Source organism: Streptomyces cahuitamycinicus (assembly GCF_002891435.1).
Taxonomy (GTDB): domain Bacteria; phylum Actinomycetota; class Actinomycetes; order Streptomycetales; family Streptomycetaceae; genus Streptomyces; species Streptomyces cahuitamycinicus.
Genome location: NZ_POUC01000123.1, coordinates 1 through 19707, shown reverse-complemented (window position 1 = coordinate 19707; position 19707 = coordinate 1). Strand labels below are relative to the sequence as shown.

At 69.4% G+C, this 19707-nt stretch carries 15 protein-coding genes and 2 pseudogenes; 3 read left to right on the top strand and 14 right to left on the bottom strand.

Going from position 1 to position 19707, the window contains the following annotated elements; genetic code table 11:
* The first annotated feature begins 36 nt into the window (after positions 1-36).
* On the top strand, positions 37-1197 hold the full coding sequence (locus tag C1J00_RS18430) for a substrate-binding domain-containing protein (protein WP_102910168.1): 1161 nt from the start codon (positions 37-39) through the stop codon (positions 1195-1197).
* 129 nt (positions 1198-1326) lie between these two features.
* Here C1J00_RS18430 and C1J00_RS18425 read toward each other — a convergent pair whose 3' ends face one another.
* From C1J00_RS18425 to C1J00_RS18370, 12 genes and pseudogenes are all read right to left on the bottom strand, one after another.
* Positions 1327-2256, bottom strand: a complete 930-nt coding sequence (locus tag C1J00_RS18425; protein WP_102910167.1) for a D-alanyl-D-alanine carboxypeptidase family protein — start codon at positions 2254-2256, stop codon at positions 1327-1329.
* Positions 2257-2394: 138 nt separating this feature from the next.
* Complete coding sequence (locus C1J00_RS18420; protein WP_219728352.1) at positions 2395-3513, bottom strand: Mrp/NBP35 family ATP-binding protein; 1119 nt, start codon at positions 3511-3513, stop codon at positions 2395-2397.
* A gap of 88 nt (positions 3514-3601) precedes the next feature.
* Entirely contained in the window at positions 3602-4669 is a 1068-nt protein-coding gene (locus tag C1J00_RS18415; protein WP_102910166.1) for a 2-oxoacid:ferredoxin oxidoreductase subunit beta, read from the bottom strand.
* A complete protein-coding gene (locus C1J00_RS18410) occupies positions 4666-6570 on the bottom strand; it encodes a 2-oxoacid:acceptor oxidoreductase subunit alpha (protein WP_102910165.1) in 1905 nt (634 codons plus the stop codon). Before C1J00_RS18410 ends, C1J00_RS18415 begins: the two co-directional genes overlap by 4 nt.
* Positions 6567-6905: a ferredoxin gene (gene fdxA / locus C1J00_RS18405; RefSeq protein ID WP_102910164.1), complete on the bottom strand. Its 339-nt coding sequence runs from the start codon at positions 6903-6905 to the stop codon at positions 6567-6569. The genes C1J00_RS18410 and fdxA overlap by 4 nt, the downstream gene beginning before the upstream one ends.
* Before the next feature lie 61 nt (positions 6906-6966).
* Positions 6967-7740, bottom strand: coding sequence for an ABC transporter ATP-binding protein (locus C1J00_RS18400; RefSeq protein ID WP_102910163.1), 774 nt, complete (start codon positions 7738-7740; stop codon positions 6967-6969).
* Complete coding sequence (locus C1J00_RS18395) at positions 7737-8633, bottom strand: ABC transporter permease (protein WP_102910162.1); 897 nt, start codon at positions 8631-8633, stop codon at positions 7737-7739. Before C1J00_RS18395 ends, C1J00_RS18400 begins: the two co-directional genes overlap by 4 nt.
* 96 nt (positions 8634-8729) lie before the next feature.
* On the bottom strand, positions 8730-10196 hold the full coding sequence (locus C1J00_RS18390) for an ABC transporter substrate-binding protein (RefSeq protein ID WP_102910161.1): 1467 nt from the start codon (positions 10194-10196) through the stop codon (positions 8730-8732).
* A gap of 11 nt (positions 10197-10207) precedes the next feature.
* Entirely contained in the window at positions 10208-10435 is a 228-nt protein-coding gene (locus C1J00_RS18385; RefSeq protein ID WP_067022061.1) for a 4Fe-4S dicluster domain-containing protein, read from the bottom strand.
* A gap of 12 nt (positions 10436-10447) precedes the next feature.
* Positions 10448-13194: pseudogene (locus C1J00_RS18380) on the bottom strand (fumarate reductase/succinate dehydrogenase flavoprotein subunit).
* Between the two features lie 5 nt (positions 13195-13199).
* Positions 13200-13985 (bottom strand): GntR family transcriptional regulator, encoded by a 786-nt coding sequence (locus tag C1J00_RS18375; protein ID WP_102910160.1) that lies wholly within the window; start codon positions 13983-13985, stop codon positions 13200-13202.
* A gap of 209 nt (positions 13986-14194) precedes the next feature.
* Positions 14195-15226 (bottom strand): LysR family transcriptional regulator, encoded by a 1032-nt coding sequence (locus C1J00_RS18370; protein ID WP_219728351.1) that lies wholly within the window; start codon positions 15224-15226, stop codon positions 14195-14197.
* A 106-nt stretch (positions 15227-15332) separates the two neighbouring features.
* Here C1J00_RS18370 and C1J00_RS18365 point away from each other — a divergent pair, with 106 nt between their 5' ends.
* Positions 15333-16427, top strand: coding sequence for a YeiH family protein (locus C1J00_RS18365; protein WP_102910159.1), 1095 nt, complete (start codon positions 15333-15335; stop codon positions 16425-16427).
* Between the two features lie 313 nt (positions 16428-16740).
* On the opposite strand, the pseudogene C1J00_RS18360 reads toward C1J00_RS18365, so the two are convergent.
* Both C1J00_RS18360 and C1J00_RS18355 read right to left on the bottom strand, forming a co-directional pair.
* Positions 16741-17017: pseudogene (locus C1J00_RS18360) on the bottom strand (hypothetical protein); the annotation flags it as partial.
* A gap of 363 nt (positions 17018-17380) precedes the next feature.
* Positions 17381-17734 (bottom strand): hypothetical protein, encoded by a 354-nt coding sequence (locus tag C1J00_RS18355; protein WP_102910158.1) that lies wholly within the window; start codon positions 17732-17734, stop codon positions 17381-17383.
* Positions 17735-18271: 537 nt separating this feature from the next.
* Between C1J00_RS18355 and C1J00_RS18350 the strand changes: the two genes are divergently transcribed.
* The coding region (locus C1J00_RS18350; protein ID WP_102910157.1) for an FAD-binding oxidoreductase at positions 18272-19707 on the top strand (1436 nt) is incomplete at its 3' end.

Sequence of the window (19707 nt, the reverse complement as noted above, 5' to 3'; positions counted from 1 at the left end):
TATAAGAGACAGCTCTCGCACCGTGTTGGAGATCCCGTGCACCCCATCCGCAAGGCGGCCGTGACGGCCACCGCTCTCCTGGCCTCGGCCACCATCACCCTCGTCACCGGCTGCGAGAGCTCTTCCACCGCCGGCGGATCCGTCGCCGCCTCCGCCGGCGGCTCGTCCAGACCCGGCTGCCCCACCGCCCTCGCCGAGGCCAAGCGGGCCGTCAAGAAGGCCGAGGACGTCAACGCCCCCTGGTCCGGGCCGACCAGCGGGCCCCGAGCCGTCCCCGGCAAGACCATCGTCTACATCGCCCAGACCCTGACCAATCCCGGCGTGGCGGGCGTCGCCAAGGGCGTCCAGGAAGCCGCCGGCATCATCGACTGGCGTGTCCGCACCCTCAACGGCCAGGGCACGCCCGCCGGAATCAAGGCCGCCTTCACGGAGGCCCTGTCCCTCAAACCCGACGGCATCGTCATCGGCGGTTTCGATCCCACCTCCACCCCCGCACAGGTCGAGCAGGCGAACACGGACGGCATCCCGCTGATCGGCTGGCACGCCGTCGCGGCTCCCGGCCCCAGCGAGAACCCGAAGCTGTTCAGCAACATCACCACCAGGGTCGAGGAGGTCGCGAAGATCAGCGCCGACTGGATCATCGCCCGGTCCAACGGTCGCGCGGGCGTCGTCCTGTTCACCGACGTCTCGATCCCCTTCGCCAAGCGCAAGTCGGATCTGATCAAGAAGGAACTCGCCACCTGCTCCGGCGTCAAACTGCTGAGCTACGAGAACGTCCCCATCCCGCAGGCGGGCAGCCTCACCACCAAAAGGGTCTCCTCCCTGGCCTCCCGCTTCGGCGACAGGTGGACCCATTCCGCCGCCATCAACGACCTGTACTTCGACCATGCGGGCCCCGCCCTGCGTGCCGCAGGCAGGCAGGGCGACGGCGCCCCGTTCAACATCGGGGCCGGTGACGGCGACCCCTCGGCCTTCCAGCGCATCAACGGCAAGGAGTTCCAGGCCGCCACCGTGCCAGAACCGCTGTCCGAACAGGGCTGGCAGATCATCGACGAGTTCAACCGTTCCTTCGCCGGCAAGCCGGCCAGCGGCTACGTCGCCCCCGTCCACGTCACCACCGCCGCCACCAGCGGCGGCGCACTGTCCTGGGACTCGGAGGGATACCGCGAGGCTTACCGCAGGATCTGGGAGAAGTAGAGACGTGACAGACCGGCGGCGGGCTGGACAGGTTCACCAGTACAGCCGACCGCGGTTTGCACTGCCCGGGGCGCCGGGCCAAGACGTGCAGCACACGCCATGCGCGGCATCGAGTGCGCGTCGCCCAGGTCAGTCCCTCTGTGCGCCCGTCGGCAGGGTGCGCAGTCGCATGGTGCTCGCCGAGCTGGTGCCGAAGGCGTAGTCCAGCAACTTGGCGGCGTCCGTGTAGCGGTACTGGTAGTTGAGGAGCACGCCGATGACCGTCTTCTCGTTGCGGGTCGCGGCGAAGACGAGGCAGGGGCCGGACGGCGTGTTCGTGCCCGTCTTCACCCCGATCGCGCCGCTGTAGGAGCCCAGCAACTGGTTGGTGTTGTACCAGGTGTAGGTGCGGGTGCCGCCGGTGCTGGTCGTCGCGTACTGCACGGTCTTCGGCTTCTTCACGATGCCCGCGAACGTCGAGTACTTCATCGCGCTGCGCGCGAGCTTGGCGAGGTCGCGCGGCGTCGTGTAGTTCGTGTTCTGCGTCGAGTTGCCGTCGAACGAGTCGAGGTGCGTGTTGGCCAGGCCGAGGGTGTCCGCCTTGGCGTTCATCTTGCTGATGAACGCCTTGGTCCGCGCCGAGACGGTCGAACCGGTGCCGAACATGTCCGCGAGGGCCATCGCGGCGTCGCAGCCGGACGGCAGCAGCATCGCATGGAGCGACTGGCGGATGGTGACCTTGTCGCCGGTCTTGAGATCCGCGGTGCTCGCGCCCTTGGCAGCGACGTAGTCCCGGTCAGCCTGCTTGATGGTGACCTTCCGGTCGAGGTCGGGGGTGCTCAGCACGACCCGAGCCGTCATGATCTTGGTGGTGCTCGCCATGGGCCGCTTGGTGTCGGCGTACTTGCTGTAGAGCGTGGAGCCCGTCGCGCTGTTGAGCATGACCGCGCCCTTGGCGCTGACCGAGGGCGCGGCCGCCGCCTGTTCGGGCGCGGTCAGGGCGCCGCCCGCGAGCAGCCCGCCGGCGCCGGCGACAGCTGCGGCTCTGCGGATACGTACGCCCTTGATGCCGGTTATCACTATGAACGCTCCGAGTGTGCCAAATGCCATGGATTCCTGCGAGCCGACGCTGCGGCGGAGGCCACCCGGACACAGATCAGCCACTGTCTTGCCGGATCAGCGCTGCGGCAAGCATGTACAACCAGCAGACGGAACCGCTCATGACGGGCTGACCGGGAGCCGGCAACCGGCCAGGCCACGTCGGCGTACGGACAGCCGCTCCGCGATTCCGCGGAGCGCCACCGCCGCGGGAGCCTCGGGGGCGCTCAGCACCAAGGGCGTACCGGCGTCGCCCGCCTCGCCAAGGAGCGGGTCCATCGGCACCTGACCCAGCAGAGGGACTTCCGTGCCCAGCGCGCGGGACAGCGAGTCGGCGACCGTCCGGCCGCCGCCGGAGCCGAAGAGCCGCGTCATCGAACCGTCCGGCAGCCGCAGCCAGGACATGTTCTCGATCACCCCGGTCACACGCTGACCGGTCTGCAGGCTGACGGCCCCGGCCCGCTCGGCCACCTCGGCCGCGGCCGCCTGTGGTGTGGTCACCACGAGGATCTCGGAGTCGGGAAGCAACTGGGCTATGGAGATGGGGATGTCGCCGGTGCCGGGCGGCAGGTCGAGCAGCAGCACGTCGAGATCCCCCCAGTACACCTCACCGAGGAACTGCTGCAGCGCGCGGTGCAGCAGTGGGCCGCGCCACATCACCGGCGCGTTGCCCGAGGTGAACATGCCGACGGAGATCACCTTCACACCGTTCGCTCCGGGCGGCATGATCATCTTTTCGACGCGGGTGGGGCCGGCCGTCACTCCCAGCATCCGCGGAACGGAGTGGCCGTAGATGTCGGCGTCCAGCACTCCGACCGACAGCCCGTGGAAGGCCATCGCGGCGGCCAGGTTGACCGTGACACTCGATTTCCCGACTCCGCCCTTGCCGGAGGCGACGCAGAAGACCCGGGTCAGAGAGCCGGGCCGGGCGAAGGGGATCTCCGGCTCGTCCGTGTCGCCCCGCAGACTCCTGCGCAGTTCGGTGCGTTGCTCGTCGCTCATCACATCCAGCTCGATGCGCACCTCGCGCACACCGGGCAGCGCGGACACCGCGGCGGTGGTGTCCGCGGTGATCTTCTCGCGCAGCGGGCAGCCGGAGACGGTCAGGTAGATGCCGACCAGTACCGCGCCGTCGGCGCCCACCGAGATCTCCTTGACCATCCCGAGGTCGGTGATGGGCCGCTGGATCTCCGGGTCGAGGACCGCGGACAACGCCTTGCGGACCGTGTCCGTGGCCAGGGCGGCGTGCTCGTGAGTCTGTGCGGTTGTCACAGGCGGGGCTCCGAATCCGTGGGCGCTGGGTGTGAGGGCGAGGGGAAACGAGGTGTCAGCCGGCGACGGTCCAGGTGTCCTCGCCGACGAGCAGTGATTGGAGGTCGGCGGGTGCGGTGCTCTTCGCCTGCCCGATCTGGGCGCGGACCTGGTCGTCGTAGACCGGGCGGCTGACGGAGCGGAAGACGCCGGTGACGGTGTGGGCGAGGTTCTGGGAGGACAGCCGTGACAGGGCGAAGGCGTAGGAGGGGTCCTCCGGGGTGGCGTCGTGCACCACCAGCGCCTCCTCCCTCACTTCCGAGACCTTCACCGTCTCCAGCCCTCCGGAACCGGTACGGACCACGCCGAACTCTCCTTCGGCGCCGAAGCGCAGCGGTTGCCCGTGGCGCAGCGGGATGAGACGCCGTTCCTTCTCGCCGGGTTGCCGGAGCACCTCGAAGGCTGAGTCGTTGAAGATCGGGCAGTTCTGGTAGATCTCCACAAGGGCGGTGCCCCGGTGTTCGGCGGCCGCGGTGAGCACCTCGGTCAGCCCCGCACGATCCGAGTCGAGGACGCGGGCGACGAAGGTGGCACCGGCGCCCAGGGCCAGCGACACCGGGTCGAAGGGGGCGTCGACCGAGCCCATGGGGGTGGATTTGGTGACCTTGCCGGTCTCCGAAGTCGGCGAGTACTGACCCTTGGTGAGTCCGTAGATGCGGTTGTTGAACAGCAGGATCTTGAGGTTCACGTTGCGCCGCAGGGTGTGGATCAGGTGGTTGCCGCCGATCGACAGGGCGTCCCCGTCACCGGTGACCACCCACACCGAAAGATCGGGACGGGCGACGGCCAGGCCGGTGGCGATGGCCGGGGCGCGGCCGTGGATGGAGTGCATTCCGTAGGTGTTCATGTAGTACGGGAAGCGGGAGGAGCAGCCGATGCCGGAGATGAACACGGTGTTCTCCCGCTTCAGCCCGAGCCGGGGCATGAAGCCCTGCACGGCGGCCAGGACGGCGTAGTCACCGCAGCCGGGACACCAGCGCACCTCCTGGTCCGACTTGAAGTCCCTCGCCGACAGCTTCGTCTCGGACTCGGGGACCAGTGCCTGCCCCCCGATGCCGGGCAGGCCGAGGTCGGTGGTGGTCATGTCCGGACTCCTTCGATCACCTCGGTGAACACGCCCTGGAGTTCTTCCGCCCCGAACGGAAGACCGGCGACCTTCGTGTACGAGACGGCGTCGACCAGGTACTTGGCACGCAGCAACAGCGCGAGCTGGCCGAGGTTCAGCTCCGGGACGACGACGCGCTCGTAGCGTGAGAGCACCTCGCCGAGGTTGGCGGGCAGGGGGTTGAGGTGGCGCAGATGCAGGTGTGCGACGGGGTGTCCGGCCCGGCGGACCCGCCGTGCCGCGGCGCCGATCGGCCCGTACGACGAACCCCAGCCCACCACCAGGACCTCGGCCCGGCCGGACGGGTCGTCCGGCACTGCGTCGGGCACGGCGATTCCGTCGATCTTGGCCTGCCGCAGCCGCACCATGCGGTCGTGGTTGTCCGCGTCGTACGAGATGTCACCCGTGCCGTCGGCCTTCTCCAGGCCGCCGATGCGGTGTTCGAGTCCTGCGGTGCCGGGCACGGCCCAGGGCCGGGCGAGGGTGCGCGGGTCGCGCAGGTAACCCCAGAACCCGCCCGATCCGTCGGGGGCGTTGGGCTCGGTGGTGAAGTCGACGCTCAGGTCGGGCAGTTCCGAGGCGTTCGGGACGAGCCAGGGCTCGGAGCCGTTGGCGATGTGGCCGTCGGACAGCAGCAGCACCGGTGTCCGGTAGGTGAGGGCGATGCGGGCCGCGTCGAGCATCGTGTCGAAGCAGTCCGCCGGGGTGGCCGGCGCGAGGACCGGCACTGGGGATTCGCCGTTGCGCCCGAACATGGCCTGCAGCAGGTCCGCCTGCTCCGTCTTGGTGGGCAGGCCGGTGGACGGCCCGCCGCGCTGCACGTCGATCACCAGCAGCGGCAACTCCGTCATCACGGCCAACCCGATCGTCTCGCTCTTGAGGGCGAGGCCGGGACCGGACGTGGTGGTCACGCCCAGGGCCCCGCCGTACGAGGCCCCCAGTGCGGCCCCGACGGCGGCGATCTCGTCCTCCGCCTGCACCGTGGTCACGCCGAAGTTCTTGTGCCGGGACAGCTCGTGGAGGATGTCGCTGGCCGGGGTGATCGGGTAGCTGCCGAGGAGCACCGGCAGCCCTGACCTGGCCCCGGCCGCGACGATTCCGTACGCCAGGGCGGTGTTGCCGGTGATCTGCCGGTACGTGCCCGGAGTGAGGGCCGTCGCGGGGGCGACCTCGAACGTCACGGCGAACGACTCGGTGGTCTCGCCGTAGTTCCAGCCGGCCCGGAAGGCCAGGATGTTCGCCTCGGCGATCTCGGGCTTGCGCGCGAACTTCTGCCGCAGGAACCGCTCGGTCCCGGCGGTCGGACGGTGGTACATCCAGGACAGCAGGCCCAGGGCGAACATGTTCTTCGCCCGCTCCGCGTCCTTCTTGCTCACAGCGGTGTCCGCCAGTGCGCCCCGGGTCAGCGTGGTCATGGCCACCGGGTGGACCTGGAAGGCGGTCAGCGTGCCGTCCTCCAGCGGATCGGCTGCACAGCCCGCCCTGGTCAGATTGCGTGCGGTGAACTCGTCGGTGTTCACGATCACCGTGCCGCCCGGCGGCAGGTCGGCGAGGTTGGCCTTCAGCGCGGCCGGGTTCATCGCCACCAGCACATCGGGCCGGTCTCCGGCTGTGAGGATGTCGTAGTCGGCGAAGTGCACCTGGAAGGACGAGACTCCGGCGATGCTGCCCTGAGGGGCGCGGATCTCAGCAGGGAAGCTGGGCAGCGTGGCCAGGTCGTTCCCGAAGGCCGCGGCCGCCGAGGTGAACCGGTCGCCGGTGAGCTGCATACCGTCTCCGGAATCTCCGGCGAACCGGATGACCACCCGTTCAGTCCGTTCGGTGCGCTCGGTTGCGAGGCCGGCGTCGGTGCCTGCGAGGCCGGTGTCCGTGCCGCTCATGGCGCCACGAAACTCTGGACGAAGGGTGTGTCGGTACCGATCGGACCCAGGTCCGCCGCACCGCCCGGTGAGCCCAGCGGCTCGGCACGCCCGGGCAGCGTTTCGGAGAAGAAGCGCGCGTTCTCCGTGACGAACGGCGCGTCCTCGGGTGCGAGTTCCTCGACCGTGGCGATGGCCTCGACCGGGCAGACCGGTTCGCAGGCGCTGCAGTCGATGCACTCGTCGGGGTTGATGTAGGCCATGCGCTCCCCGACGTAGATGCAGTCCACCGGGCACTCGTCGACACAGGCGCGGTCCATGACGTCGACGCACGCGGCACCGATGACGAAAGTCATGATGAGGTGACTCCTTTGGTGTGGGGTCGAACGACCAGCAGTGGTTCGGGCGGCAGGGACTTCAAGCGCCTTCGGGGGAAAGCTCGGCCGGCGGAGCGTCGCCGAGCCAGGCGAGGATCTCGTAGCGGCGACGGGCGAACTCGGGTTCGAACTGGGCTCCCGGGCGCCGCGGCCCTGGGATGTCGACGATCTCGCGTACGACGGCGGGGCGAGGGCTGAGCAGGACGACCCGGTCGCCCAGCAGCAGGGCCTCGTCGACGTCATGGGTGACGAAGAGGATCGTGGTCCCGTACTGCCGCCAGACCGAGATCAGCAGTTGCTGCATCTCCGAGCGGGTCTGGGCGTCCAGTGCGCCGAAGGGCTCGTCCATCAGCATCACCCGGGGGCGGGTGGCCAGTGTCCGGGCGAGCTGCACACGTTGCCGCATGCCGCCCGACAACTGGCCCGGCAGATGGTCGAAGAAGTCCTCGAGACCGACCTGGGCCAGGAGTTCTGCCGCTTCCTGACGCCGTTGTCCCCGGGGCACGCCGCGCAGTTTCAGGGCGTACTCGACATTGCGCGCCGCCGAACGCCAGGGCAGCAGGGCATCCTCCTGGAAGACCATCGCACAGACCGTGTCGGTCCCACCCACCGGTTCGCCGTCGACCTCCGCGCGCCCGGCGGTGGGTGTGAGCAGTCCCGCCAGTGCCCGCAGAATGGTCGACTTCCCGCACCCGGACGGCCCGAGCAGGACGACGATCTCTCCGGGCCGCACCTCGAGGTCGACCTCGGCGGCCGACATGTCGCCGAAGGCGAGCTTCAGTCCTTCCAGCCGGATCCGCGCTCCGGCGCTCACCGGGCGTTCCTCGGCAGCCAGCGGTTGACACGGGATCCGAGCCGCTCCACCAGCCAGGCCGTCCCCCAGCCCAGGATTCCGATGGACAGCATTCCGACGATCACACCCGAGTAGTCGAGCAGGCCGTAGGACTGCCAGGTGTAGTAGCCGATGCCGAACTGACCGGAGATCATCTCCGCGCTGATCACGCAGATCCAGGCCACCCCCATCGAGACGGACAGCCCCGAGAAGATGCCGGGCATGGCTCCCGGAAGCACCACGTGCGCCAGTACGGACAGCCGACGGGCGCCCATTGTCCGAGCGGCCTCCTCCCAGACCTTGGGCAGGGTCTTCATCGCGTGGATGGTGCTCACTGCCACCGGGAAGAACGCCGCGAAGAAGGTGATGAAGACGATGCCCTGCTCGCCGCTCGGGAACATGAGGATCGCCAGCGGGACCAGGGCGATCGCCGGAATCGGCCGGGCCACCTCGATGAGCGGCCGGACCAGCGCATGGACGACCCGGGAGCGCCCGATCGCCATGCCGATGGCCACCCCGCTCAAGGCGGCGAGCCCGAAGCCGAGCAGGATGCGGCGCAGACTGGCCAGCAGGTCCTGGTAGTAACCGCCGGACGTCAGTTGCCCCTTGAGCGTGTGGAACACCTCGACCGGGCCGGGCACCTTGTCGAAGCGCAGCCACAGGACGACGTCGTTGGCCGTGAGCAGGTACCAGATCAGCAGGGCCGCGGCCAGCGGCAGCGCCGCCCGCGTCCCGGCTGCCAGTCGTCGTGGCCACGCTCCGAGCGCCGTGAGCGGGCGCAGGCCGGTACGCGGGCCGGGGCGTGGTCGCGGGGTGCCGGCGACCGGATCAGCGGTGGGTTTCAGGGACTGCTGGGAGACGGGAGTCGTTGTCATGCGTCCTCTTTCCTGCGATTCCTGCGATACCTGCGATACCTGCTCAGCCCTGCGAGGGGCCGGTGCCGTGGCGCGGCTCCTGCGACCGCAGCCGGCTCAGGAAGCCGCCTCCAGCGCCGCCTCGTAGCCGAGCCCGCGGGCGCCGGAGTGGTCGGCCAGATAGGAATCGGCGTCGGCGGCCACCGCGAACGGCAGCAGCCGGGAGTTCGCGGACCGGCTGGGGTCGAGCACCCAGGCCGCGGCGGACGCGAACATCCGGGTCCCGTGCTTCGCGTCCGGTACGTAGGCGGCTCGTACGTCCCCGTCGTGGGCGGCGATCCGCCGCAGCAGGCAGGTCGGAGTCGCCGCGACGCCGGTCGATTTCTGGTCGCTGAACCACACTTCCGAGGCAGTGCGCGGATCCTTGACGGGCTCGTGGCAGACCGGGTCCTGGCCGCTGAGCCTGCTCGGGGACGCGGTGCTCTTGCTGGCGGCGTCGTACGAGGCGCCGTAGATCTTGCGGAGATACCTGTCGTTGACGAACTTGTCCAGGTCCAGGTTCTTGACCGAGCCGAGGTCCTTGAGGAAGGGGAGGTTCTTCGAGAGAGCGGCGACCAGTTCGGGTTTGATGGTCGGGTCGAAGGTGACCAGGCCGCTCGGTCCGTTGTAGAGGTAGACCACCTCGGGTTCGATACCCGTGACCTTCGCGACCTGCTCGGCGGCGGCCAGCGGGTTCTTGTTGAGGTGGTCCGCCGCGTCGCGGACCGATTCCAGGAAGGCCCGCATCACTTCGGGGTGATCGTCGGCGTACGCCTTGCGGGATACGACGGCGTGGAACGTCGGGACGCCGTTGGATCCGCCGTCGTAGAGCAGCCTGCCCTGCTTGCGGAACACCATCAGCTGCGGCCAGGGCACGAACTGGGACAGCGCGGCGACCTGTTCGCCCTCCAGTGCCGAGGCGCCGACCGCCGGTTCCTGGTTGAGCAGCTTGACGTCGTCCGGGCTCAGCCCGTTCTTCCGCAGGGCGTTCACGAGCATTCCGTGTGCGGCCGAACCGACACTGGTGGACACGACCATGCCGCGCAGGTCGCTCAGCTTCTGGGCGGGGGAAGCTTTCGGTACGACGACCTGGTTGAGCGATCCGCGCAGGTTGTAGCCGGTGACCGCGACCAGTTCGGACCGGGCGTCGGGGAACTCGGCGGTCTTGGAACCGTTGACGAGGACCGGGTAGTCGCCCATGGAGCCGATGTCCACTTTGCCGGCGATCATCTGGGCGGTCAGCGGCGGCCCCGAGGGGAAGTCCTGCCAGACGACCTTGTAGCGCACTCCCGAAATCTTGCCGATGGCGTTCAGCTTGGCCTCGAAGGTGCCGCGGTCGCGCAGCAGGGTGCCCGCGGTGACGGTGTTGATGGTCTTGGACTGGTAGCCGATATTGACCACTACGGTCGAGGAGCTGCCGGCCGAGGTGTCGGTACCGCAGGCACTGGCGCCGAACCCCAGTACGGCGAGTACGGCGAGGACCGGCCGGCGGCGGGAGCGCTGCGGGAACGCGGGCCGTGGGACGGGGTGCGGAAAGGGATGCATGTCAGCTCCAGTCACCGCAGCAGGAAGGGGATGTCGACCGTGACCGCGTCGACCGGGCAGCGGGCCGCGCAGGGACCGCAGTACCAGCACTCGTCGACGTGCATGTACGCCTTGCCGGTCTCGGGGTGGATGGCCAGTGAGTCCAGCGGGCACATGTCCACGCAGAGGGTGCATCCGTCGATGCACTTGGATTCGTCGATGGTGACCGGTACGTCGACCCGGTTGGATGCTTGCGCCATGAGTGGTCTCCTTCAGCCTGTCTCGGTGTCGGTGGTCGAGGGTCCGGTGAGGTCCGTACGAGCGTCGGACAGACCCATGCGGGCGAAGGCGCGGACATCGGCGTCCACGTCGGCGACTGCTGCCTGGAGGGCGGCCCGGGCCTCCGGGCGGCCCGCCGCCAGTCCCCCCAGCGCGCGGACGGCGGCCTTGCGCACATCGAGGTTGGTGTCCCGGGTGGCGGCGATCAGCGGGGCGACCGCCTCCTGGGGGTCGGCCACGGCCAGCGCTGCCGCCGCCCCCTGCCGGATCTGCCAGGCGGGTTCGTTCAGAGCCGTGCGGGCGAGGGTCGCCGCCTGCTCGGTGCAGCCGGTGTGGGCCATGGCGGCCAGGGCCGCGGCCCGGACCAGGACGTCGGAGTCCTCGGCGAGGCGTATCAGGGTGGCGGTACCGCGCGGGTCCCCGACGGCTGCCAGCCCCCGGGCCACGGCGAGACGCACGGCGGCGGCCGGGTCGCCCGCGGCGGCCGCCAGGGCTTCGAGCGCGTCGAGGGAGACGAGGCCCAGCACAGTCTCGCAGCGCACCGTCTCGTCCGGGTCGGTCAGCAGCGCGGTCAACTCGTCGACGGTGCACAGCCGGTGACGCCACAGGGCGACCACCGCGGAGCCCCGGACGTCGGCGTCGGGGTGTCCGCACGCCTCGCGCAGCGACCGTGTGAAACGTTCGCCGGGCACCAGCACTTCGCGCAGCTCGCCGAGCAGTTCGACAGCGGCGCGGCGGACGGTCGGGTCCGGGTCCAGCAGGGCTGCGGCGAAGACCGCCGAGGGCTCCTCCCAGGATTCCGCCGCCTCGCTGAGCACGGTCAGCGCGGTGCGGCGCACGGCGGGGTCGGCGTCGGTGAGGAACTCCGCCAGCTCTTCGGTGGTCGGGACCTCCTCGGCGAGTTCGAGGAGCGCCAGGATGCGTTGGGGACCGCCCTGCGTGGGCGTACCGCTGATCATCCCCACACCGCCGTCAGGTCGGCACCGGTCGGGGCGGGCACGTCCGGCACCCCGTCCGGGCGGGTGAAGCCGGGCACCGGCACGATGTACGGCGCCACCGGTCGGGTCAGCGTCTCCATCTCGCCTGTCTCCCCCGCGCCCGCCGCGCGGCTCCTGCGCAGGTTCAGGTGCCGGAACCAGTTCGCGTCGTCCTGCTCCGGCCAGTCGGCGCGCTGGTGGTAGAGGCCCCAGCGGCTTTCTGTGCGGGCCAGTGAGGCACGCGCCGCCATCTCGGCGCAGTCCCGGATGAAGGTGACCTCGGCGCAGCGCATCAGCTCGTGCGGAGTGCGGGCCCCCATGCCGGCGATCTCGCGGCTCATCCGCCCGAACGCCTCCAGGCCGAGGGTCAGATAGCGCTCGGTCTTGGGCGGCTGGAGGTAGTCGTTGACGAACCGGCGGAGTTTGTACTCGACCTGTGGCTGGGGCGGTCCGTCCGGGTGGGACAGCGGCCGGTAGATCAGTTCGTGCGCCGCCTGGATCTGGTCCGCGGGCAGCGCGGGCCGGCCGGCGGAGGCGGCGAAGCCGCTGGCGTGCTCGCCGGCGATGTCCCCGTAGACGAAGGCGCCGATCATGTAGTTGTGCGGGACGCAGGCCATGTCCCCGGCGGCGTAGAGGCCCGGCACCGTGGTGGCGGCGTGCTCGTCGACCCAGACGCCCGAGGCGGAGTGGCCGCTGCACAGTCCGATCTCCGAGACGTGCATCTCGATGTCACGGGTGCGGTAGTCGTGGCCGCGGCCCTCGTGGAAGGTGCCGCGGGTGGGCCGCTCGGTGGTGTGCAGGATGCCCTCGATCTGGTTGATCGTGGCGTCCGGCAGGTGGCTGAGTTTGAGGTAGATGGGGCCGCGGGCGCTGTCCAGCTCCCGCTTGACCTCGGCCATCATCTGACCGGACCAGTAGTCGCAGTCGACGAACCGGTTGCCGTCGGCGTTGACCGTGTAGCCCCCGAAGGGGTTGGCGACGTAGGCGCACGCCGGACCGTTGTAGTCCTTGATGAGCGGGTTGATCTGGAAGCACTCGATGCCGGACAGCTCCGCGCCCGCGTGGTACGCCATCGCGTAGCCGTCGCCCGCGTTGGTGGGGTTCTCGTACGTGCCGTACAGATAGCCGCTGGCCGGAAGGCCCAGGCGGCCGCAGGCCCCGGCGGCCAGGATCACCGCGCCGGCCGAGATGGTGACGAACTCCCCGGACCGGGTGTCGAATCCGACCGCGCCGACCGCCCGGCCGTCCACGGTGAGGACCCGCACCGGCATGATCCGGTTCTCGATCGTGACCCGGGAGCGCACGTGGCGGGCGCGCAGCGTGCGGTAGAGGACCTTCTTGACGTCGCGGCCCTCCGGCATGGGCAGCACATAGCTGCCCGAGCGGTGCACCTTGCGCACGGCGTACTCGTTGTGTTCGTCCTTCTCGAACTTGACGCCGTAGCCCTCCAGCCGCTGCACCATGCCGAAGCCGCGGGTCGCGGTCTCGTAGATGGTGCGCTGGTTGACGATGCCGTCGTTGGCGAGGGTGATGTCGGCGACGTAGTCCTCGGGGGTCGCCTTGCCCGGAACGACGGCGTTGTTCACCCCGTCCATGCCCATGGCCAGAGCACCGGAGTGACGTACGTGTGCTTTCTCCAGCAGGAGGACGTCCGCGCCGTTCGCCGCCGCGGTGAGGGCCGCCATGGTGCCGGCGGTGCCCCCGCCGACGATGAGAACGTCGCAGGTGAACTCGCGGCGCTGAGACTGGGGTGGGATCTGCACGGAGGTCAGCCCCTTTCGGTGGAAGGGTGGTTCAGCAGCGGGTCGGGGGTGCGGTGGAGCCAGCCGGCCAGGGACATCCGGTCTCCGCGGAATCGAACGAATTCGAGATCGATCGGCCGGCCCGCGTCGGTGTAGGTGAGCCGTTCGAGGAACAGCAGGGGAAAGCCGTCCGCCACGCGCAGCAGGTCGGCGACGGTGCGGTCGGCGGCGATCGCCTCTATGGACAGGGCGGCGGCACCCAGGGGGAAGCCCAGTTCGCCTTCGAGCAGCCTGAAGACGTCATGCCGCGCCAGGTCCATCTCCAACAGGGGCCTGCCGATGTCCGCGGGAAGGTAGCTGGCGTCCAGGGACAGGGGCTGACCGTCGAGGAGCCGCACCCGCTCCAGGGCGACCACCTCGGTGCCCGGGGGGAGTTCGAGGCGTTCGGCGACGGTGGGCGTGGCGGGCACGGTGTCCGCCAGCAGCACCTGGTTGACCACGCGGTCGCAGCCGGTGTCGAAGCTCTCCGCGAGCCCGCGCAGCCGGTCCAGGCCCTGCACGGCCTTTCCTGACACGACGAACGTTCCGACGCCGGGAATCCGGTCGACCAGGCCCTCGATGCGCAACAGCGCGAGGACGTCCCGGACGACGTTACGGCTGGCCCCCAGTTCAGCGGCCAGCTCCGCCTCGGAGGGCAGCGGCCGGGTTCCGTACACGCCCGTGAGAACGCGGGTGCGCAGCACGTCCCGGATCCTCCGTACCGGTGCGACACGGCTGCTCGAACCTCTGCCACCAGCGACGATCCCTGTCATGGCCGGAATGCTGCGGATGCGGTGTTACGCCGACCGGTTGCCGGAATTACGCAGTGGTTACGCCAGCCTCAGCACTTTCAACGCTCTCCTGACCTGGGAGAACAGGCACGGGCGCGTCGGTAGCGCCAGGGTTGTGGACGGAGCGACGGCTTGCGGCCCCCGCCGGGCGAGGGTTCTGGTGGGGCGGCCGGTCGCCTGCGAGTCGCCCGCTATCTGCGGGAGGCCAGGGTCAGCAGCGTGGCCGCCGGGCCCGCCGGGGGCGTCTCCCGCAGCCAGACGGCCCGGAACCGCCGCCGCAGCAGAGTGGGGTCCTCCAGCGGCACGCTGATCAGCCGCCGATCGTCGAGCTCGGCCGATACGGCGAGGCGGCTCAGCACGGCAGGGGCGTCGCCCGTGGACACGGCCGACTTGATCGCGGTGGTGGAACCCAGTTCCGCCGCGGGCGGCGCGGGCTCTCCGTCGAAGGCCGGCTGGACGGGAATCCGTCCTGCGTCACCTCCCGAGTCCGTGGCGTGCGGGGTGCGGACAGAAGACACCGAAAGAGCAGAACCGTCGAGTGCAGGCGGGCGGAGAGCCGTTCCCGCGGAACGGCGAAGGATTTCCCATACGGCGTCGCGCGTCCCCGAGCCCTCCTCGCGAACGATCAAGGGAGTGGCCGCCAGTGTCCGCAGCGGCAGCGGCTGCCTGCGTCCGGCCCACGGGTGCCCCGGAGCGACCACCACGACCAGTTCGTCGTCGGCGATGGTGCGGCTGTGGAGTCCGTCCGGTGCGTGAGGGCCCTCGACGAAACCGAGGTCGGCCTCACAGCCGCGCACCATGTCGGCGACCTGCGCGGAATTGCCCACCCGCAGGGCGACCTTGACCTCGGGGAACCTGGTGCGCAGGGCCATCAGCCACCCCGGCACCCGATGATCCGCGATGGTCATCGACGCGGCGATCCGCAATCGGCCCTGCTGATCCGCGTGAAGCGCCGCGACGCCACTGACCAGCGCCCGGGCCGCGTCGAGCACCGGCAGCGCCCAGTCCACGACGGCGATCCCGGCCGGAGTGAGGCGTGACCCGGTGGGGCCGCGTTCGAGCAGTACCAGCCGCAACTGCCGTTCCAGCGCCGTGATGCGCATGCTCGCCGCCGGCTGACTCATCCCGTGCCGCGCGGCGGCCCGGCCGAGACTGCCGGTCTGGGCGACGGAGACCAGCAGGTCCAGCACTTTCAGTTCCGGTGTACCCGGTGGAAGGCCCATCAGCACTGCTTATGACCTCCTCTGAAACGGGTCTCTACCGGAGACCGGCGGGACCCGGCGATCGTGCAGGTGCAGCTCGCCATCGGGATGCAGGAAGGGAGAGGTCATGGAATCGTCCCATGTCCTGCCGGTCAAGCCACTGCCACGCGTGCTCGCCGGTACGAGGCGCGCCGGGCGCGCGTCGAGTGCCCTACTGCCGGGACTGGCGGTGACGGTGGCGGTCGCGCTGCCGGCCGTCTGGCTGGGCCGTCTCGTCCCGACCGTGGGAGGCCCGGTGTTCGGGATCGTGGTGGGTGCTGTTGCCGGAGCCCTGCTGAGACGGATGGGCCCCCACACAACGGCCGAGCGTCTGCGCCCCGGATTCGCGGTCGCGGGCCGACAGGTCCTGCAGGCGTCCATCATCGTGCTCGGGACCGCGCTTTCGCTGAGTGACGTGTTGCGGGTCGGGGTGGGGTCACTGCCGGTCATGCTGGGCACGCTGGCCGTGGCGCTGCTCGGTGCATGGGCCGTCGGCGGACTGCTGGGTGTCCACCCTGAGACCAGGCTGCTCATCGGAGTCGGCACGGGCGTCTGCGGAGCCTCGGCGATCGCCGCGGTGACGGCAGCCGTCGGCGCCGCCGAGGCCCGTGTCGCATACGCCCTCGGCACCATATTCACCTTCAACGTCGCCGCCGTCGTCCTGTTCCCTCCGATCGGCCACCTGCTCGGGATGTCGCAGGAGGCGTTCGGACTGTGGAGCGGCACCGCGATCAACGACACGTCCTCGGTCGTCGCCACCTCGTACAGCTACGGAACCGAGGCCGGGCAGTACGCGGTGGTGGTCAAACTGACGCGCAGTCTCATGATCGTGCCGATCTGTGTGGCTCTGGTGCTGTGGCGGTCCTTCGGACGGCGAGCCCTGAACGCCGGGCAGGACGAGGGTGCGGGCAGGCGGATCCGGCGCGCGTTCCCCGTGTTCATCGTCGGATTCCTGCTCGCGTCGGCCGCCGCCACTTATGACGGCATCCCTGCCTCATGGGAGCCGGCACTGCCAGTGATCAGCACGTTCCTGATCACTCTGGCCCTGTCGGGGATCGGTCTGTCACTGAAGTTCTCCAAGCTTCGCGAGGCGGGTACGCGGCCACTCCTGCTGGGTGCGATCCTCTGGGCCGCCGTCGGCGCGACCGGTGTCGGTCTCCAGTCGATCACCGGTCGGCTCTGAGCCCGGCACGGACCGGTCCGCCTGCTCGACCGACATCCTCGTCGGCCGCACACGTGACCAGGCGACCGAGACCCGGACCATCCACGGGCCACTGGGGTTCCAGGGCGCTCAGCTGCCACACGTGCCCGTCCTGCAGGAACGCGGTCTGTTCCACCTCGACGACGAAGGCCCCACCCTGCGCGACCCACCAGACGCCCGGACCAGTACGGAGCGATCGGCGTGTGAGAGGCGCTGACCAATCCCCGGGTCTACCCCTTCCGGCAGTGCGTGGCCAGGGCCTGGGACAAGACCGCGAGGATGCTGCGCGCCGACGTCAACGAGCTTCTTCAGCGGTGCCGCTCCAGGGTGTTGCGGCGATTGAGGTCATGCGGTTTGGGCTGCACCGGGATCTGCGGGAGATACGTCTTACTTCAGGCGTGCGACGCCGCGCTCGACCGGTGCCCGTGCCGCGGCCAGGGCCCAGTTGAGGGTCTTCTCGGTGAGGATGAGTTCAGGGGCCTGCGTTTGATGCCCGTGGTCACCCAGGGGCAACCGCCCTGGTGGGCGAGGTCGGCCAGGATCGGGGCGCCCTGGCGCTCGCAGATGCGGATGAACAGCCATCACTCGCCGGCGCGAACCCCGGGCGGCCGGCTGCAGCGCCTCGTACGGGGAGATTGCGGGTTGCCACGGAGCTCGTAAAAGATCACGGGTTGGCCGTCTTGAGGTGCCTCCAACAGGTCAGGCAGCAGGCCAACGAGCCTTGAGGCGCTGTGGAGTTCGAGGGGTGCCTTTCCCAGCTGGATGTGCTGATCGAGAGGTTGGTGACGCGGCTGGCTGGGGTGTGGCAGCGGTGGTGGTTGTAGGTGTGCAGGAAGTCTGCCAGGGCTTCGGACCGTTCCCGATTCACCGGTGCGGAACGCCGGGGAAGTCGTCGCCGTCAGAGCGACCGACTTGAGCGGTGTTCGGTCCGCCGCTCAGCAGCCGGGCGGGATCCGGTCCTGCGGCCCGTCAGCCACCTCTGCCACACCGTCGTCCCTCTGCGCCCGCTTGGCCACGGCCGGGTCGGTAGAGTCCGAGACCAGCTCCGCGATGCGCAGGGTGCACTCCCACTCCGTCAGCTTGCCTTTGATCACCACCAGGTACGTCTCCTGGCCGGCGAAGCGGTACACCTGGCGCCGCTTCTCGACGATATGTTTGCTCGGTACATATGTGTGGAGGGCTGCACGGAGTGCCTTCAGCGCCTGGTCCTTTGTTTCCAGCCCACGGCAGATGAACTCGGTCCTGCACACGTCGCTGTAGTACTCCGCGATCACGACCCAGTTGCCCATGCTCACTCCCCCTCTGCGCCGTTGCCAGTCAGCCACAGCTCAGCCTCCGGAGCAATAGTGACGCGGATCCACGCGTGGCCTCTGTGCGAGGGCGGCGGACGGGACGAGTCAAAGTCGAGATCGCAGTGGCCACATCTCTGAGCAGAAGGGCCAACCGCCCTTGAAACAGGCTGCTCGCCAGTGGTCTTTCCCTCGTCTCTGGCCACCTACCGCTGGAGTTCACGCCCACCCGCACCCCCTGGAGAGGCATGAGTTGTAAGGAGGGCGCCCGCACGCCGGTGCGCCGCCAACGGCGTGCCGGTGAGGCGACGCACCGGCGTGCGCTTGCCCGATCGTGTGGTTTCGGGCATACAGGCACAGATTGCGTGCATGAACTCTTCAGTGGATCGCTTGGCGTTGAACGGGTGAGCCGGGACAGTCGCCTACCGCTCGGCATCACCACCCATCATCGATCACCGCCCACCTGCATCAGCGGGCCGGTCCACCGCCATCGCGCGCCACCGCGGCGCGCCCGCCGCAACGCACCGGGAAGGCAGCATGCCGGCACACCCCATCGAGGTCGACAAGAACGACGCGCGCTACGAGGCTTTGCGGCGCGGCTTCAACCAACGTTGGATCGCCACGCCGGACTACGTCGTGGTGGCCACGTCCAAAGAGGACGTGGCCGCCGCGCTGAGCAAGTTCCTGGGTAACAGCGCGAACGCCGCGCGCAGGGTCACCGTCCGCGCCGGCGGCCACTGCTACGAGAACTTCGTCTGCTCCTCCGACGTCGGTGTCATCATCGACGTCAGCCAGATGAACCGCGTCTACTACGACGCCTCGATGGACGCCTACTGCGTCGAAGCCGGGGCGACGAACTGGCAAACCGCCACCCAGCTGTACCGGACGAGCGGCAGGGCCTTGCCCGGCGGATCCTGCTACTCCGTGGGCAGTGGCGGCCACATCAGCGGCGGCGGCTACGGGCTGCTGTCCAGGCAGTTCGGTCTGACCGTCGACTACCTGCACGCCGTCGAAGTGGTCACCGTCGCCGACGGCAAGACACCCGATGTCACAGTGGCCCGCAAGGACTCCGAGGACCCGGCCCTGCGCGACCTGTGGTGGGCCCACACCGGTGGCGGCGGAGGCAACTTCGGTGTCATCACGCGGTACTGGTTCCGCGGCCTGCCCAAGCCGCCCGCCCAGGTCCTGCTCAGGTCGGTGGCATGGAAGTGGAAGGAACTGCAGGCCAGGCCCGAGCTGTTCAAGTCCCTCGTCCGCCGGTACGGCCAGTTCTTCGAACACGAGCAGGCCGGCACACTCCCGGAGAGCCTGCGCGCCTACACCTTCCGTGACATGTTCACCCTCCTCAAGCTCACTCACGTGAGCGCCGAGAAGGTCGGTCTGATCGTCCAGCTCGACGGTACCCGGCAGGACTCTCCTGCGCGGCTGAAGGCCTTCCTCGGCTACATCACCGAGGGGTTCACCACCGGTGCCCGCACCTATGTGGACGAGACGGTCCTGGACCGGCAGATGGGCGAGCACTCGGCACAGAAGGAGACGTTCATCCCGACACTGCTGCCCTGGCTGACCGCCACCCAGACCCTGAACGAATCCGGCCCCAACCGTTGCGGCAAGTACAAGTCCGCCTACCACACCAAGGCATTCACCAACGATCAGATCGACGCGATCCACCGCCATCTCACTGCCACCGGCCCCTACGCCAACCCGGACGCGCTGCTGCAGGTCGACTCCTACGGCGGCGCCGTCAACGACACGGCGCCCGACGCGACCGCCGTACCGCAGAGGTCCTCCGTGCTCAAGCTGCAATACCAGGTGTACTGGACCTGGGACAAGGACGCCGACCGCAACGGGGTCTACGACTATCGCGACGCCGAGCGGGACGCGGACATCGCCGAACCACACCTGAAGTGGATCCGCGACTTCTACCAGGACGTCTACCACAAGACCCACGGCGTCCCTGCGGTACCCGACCC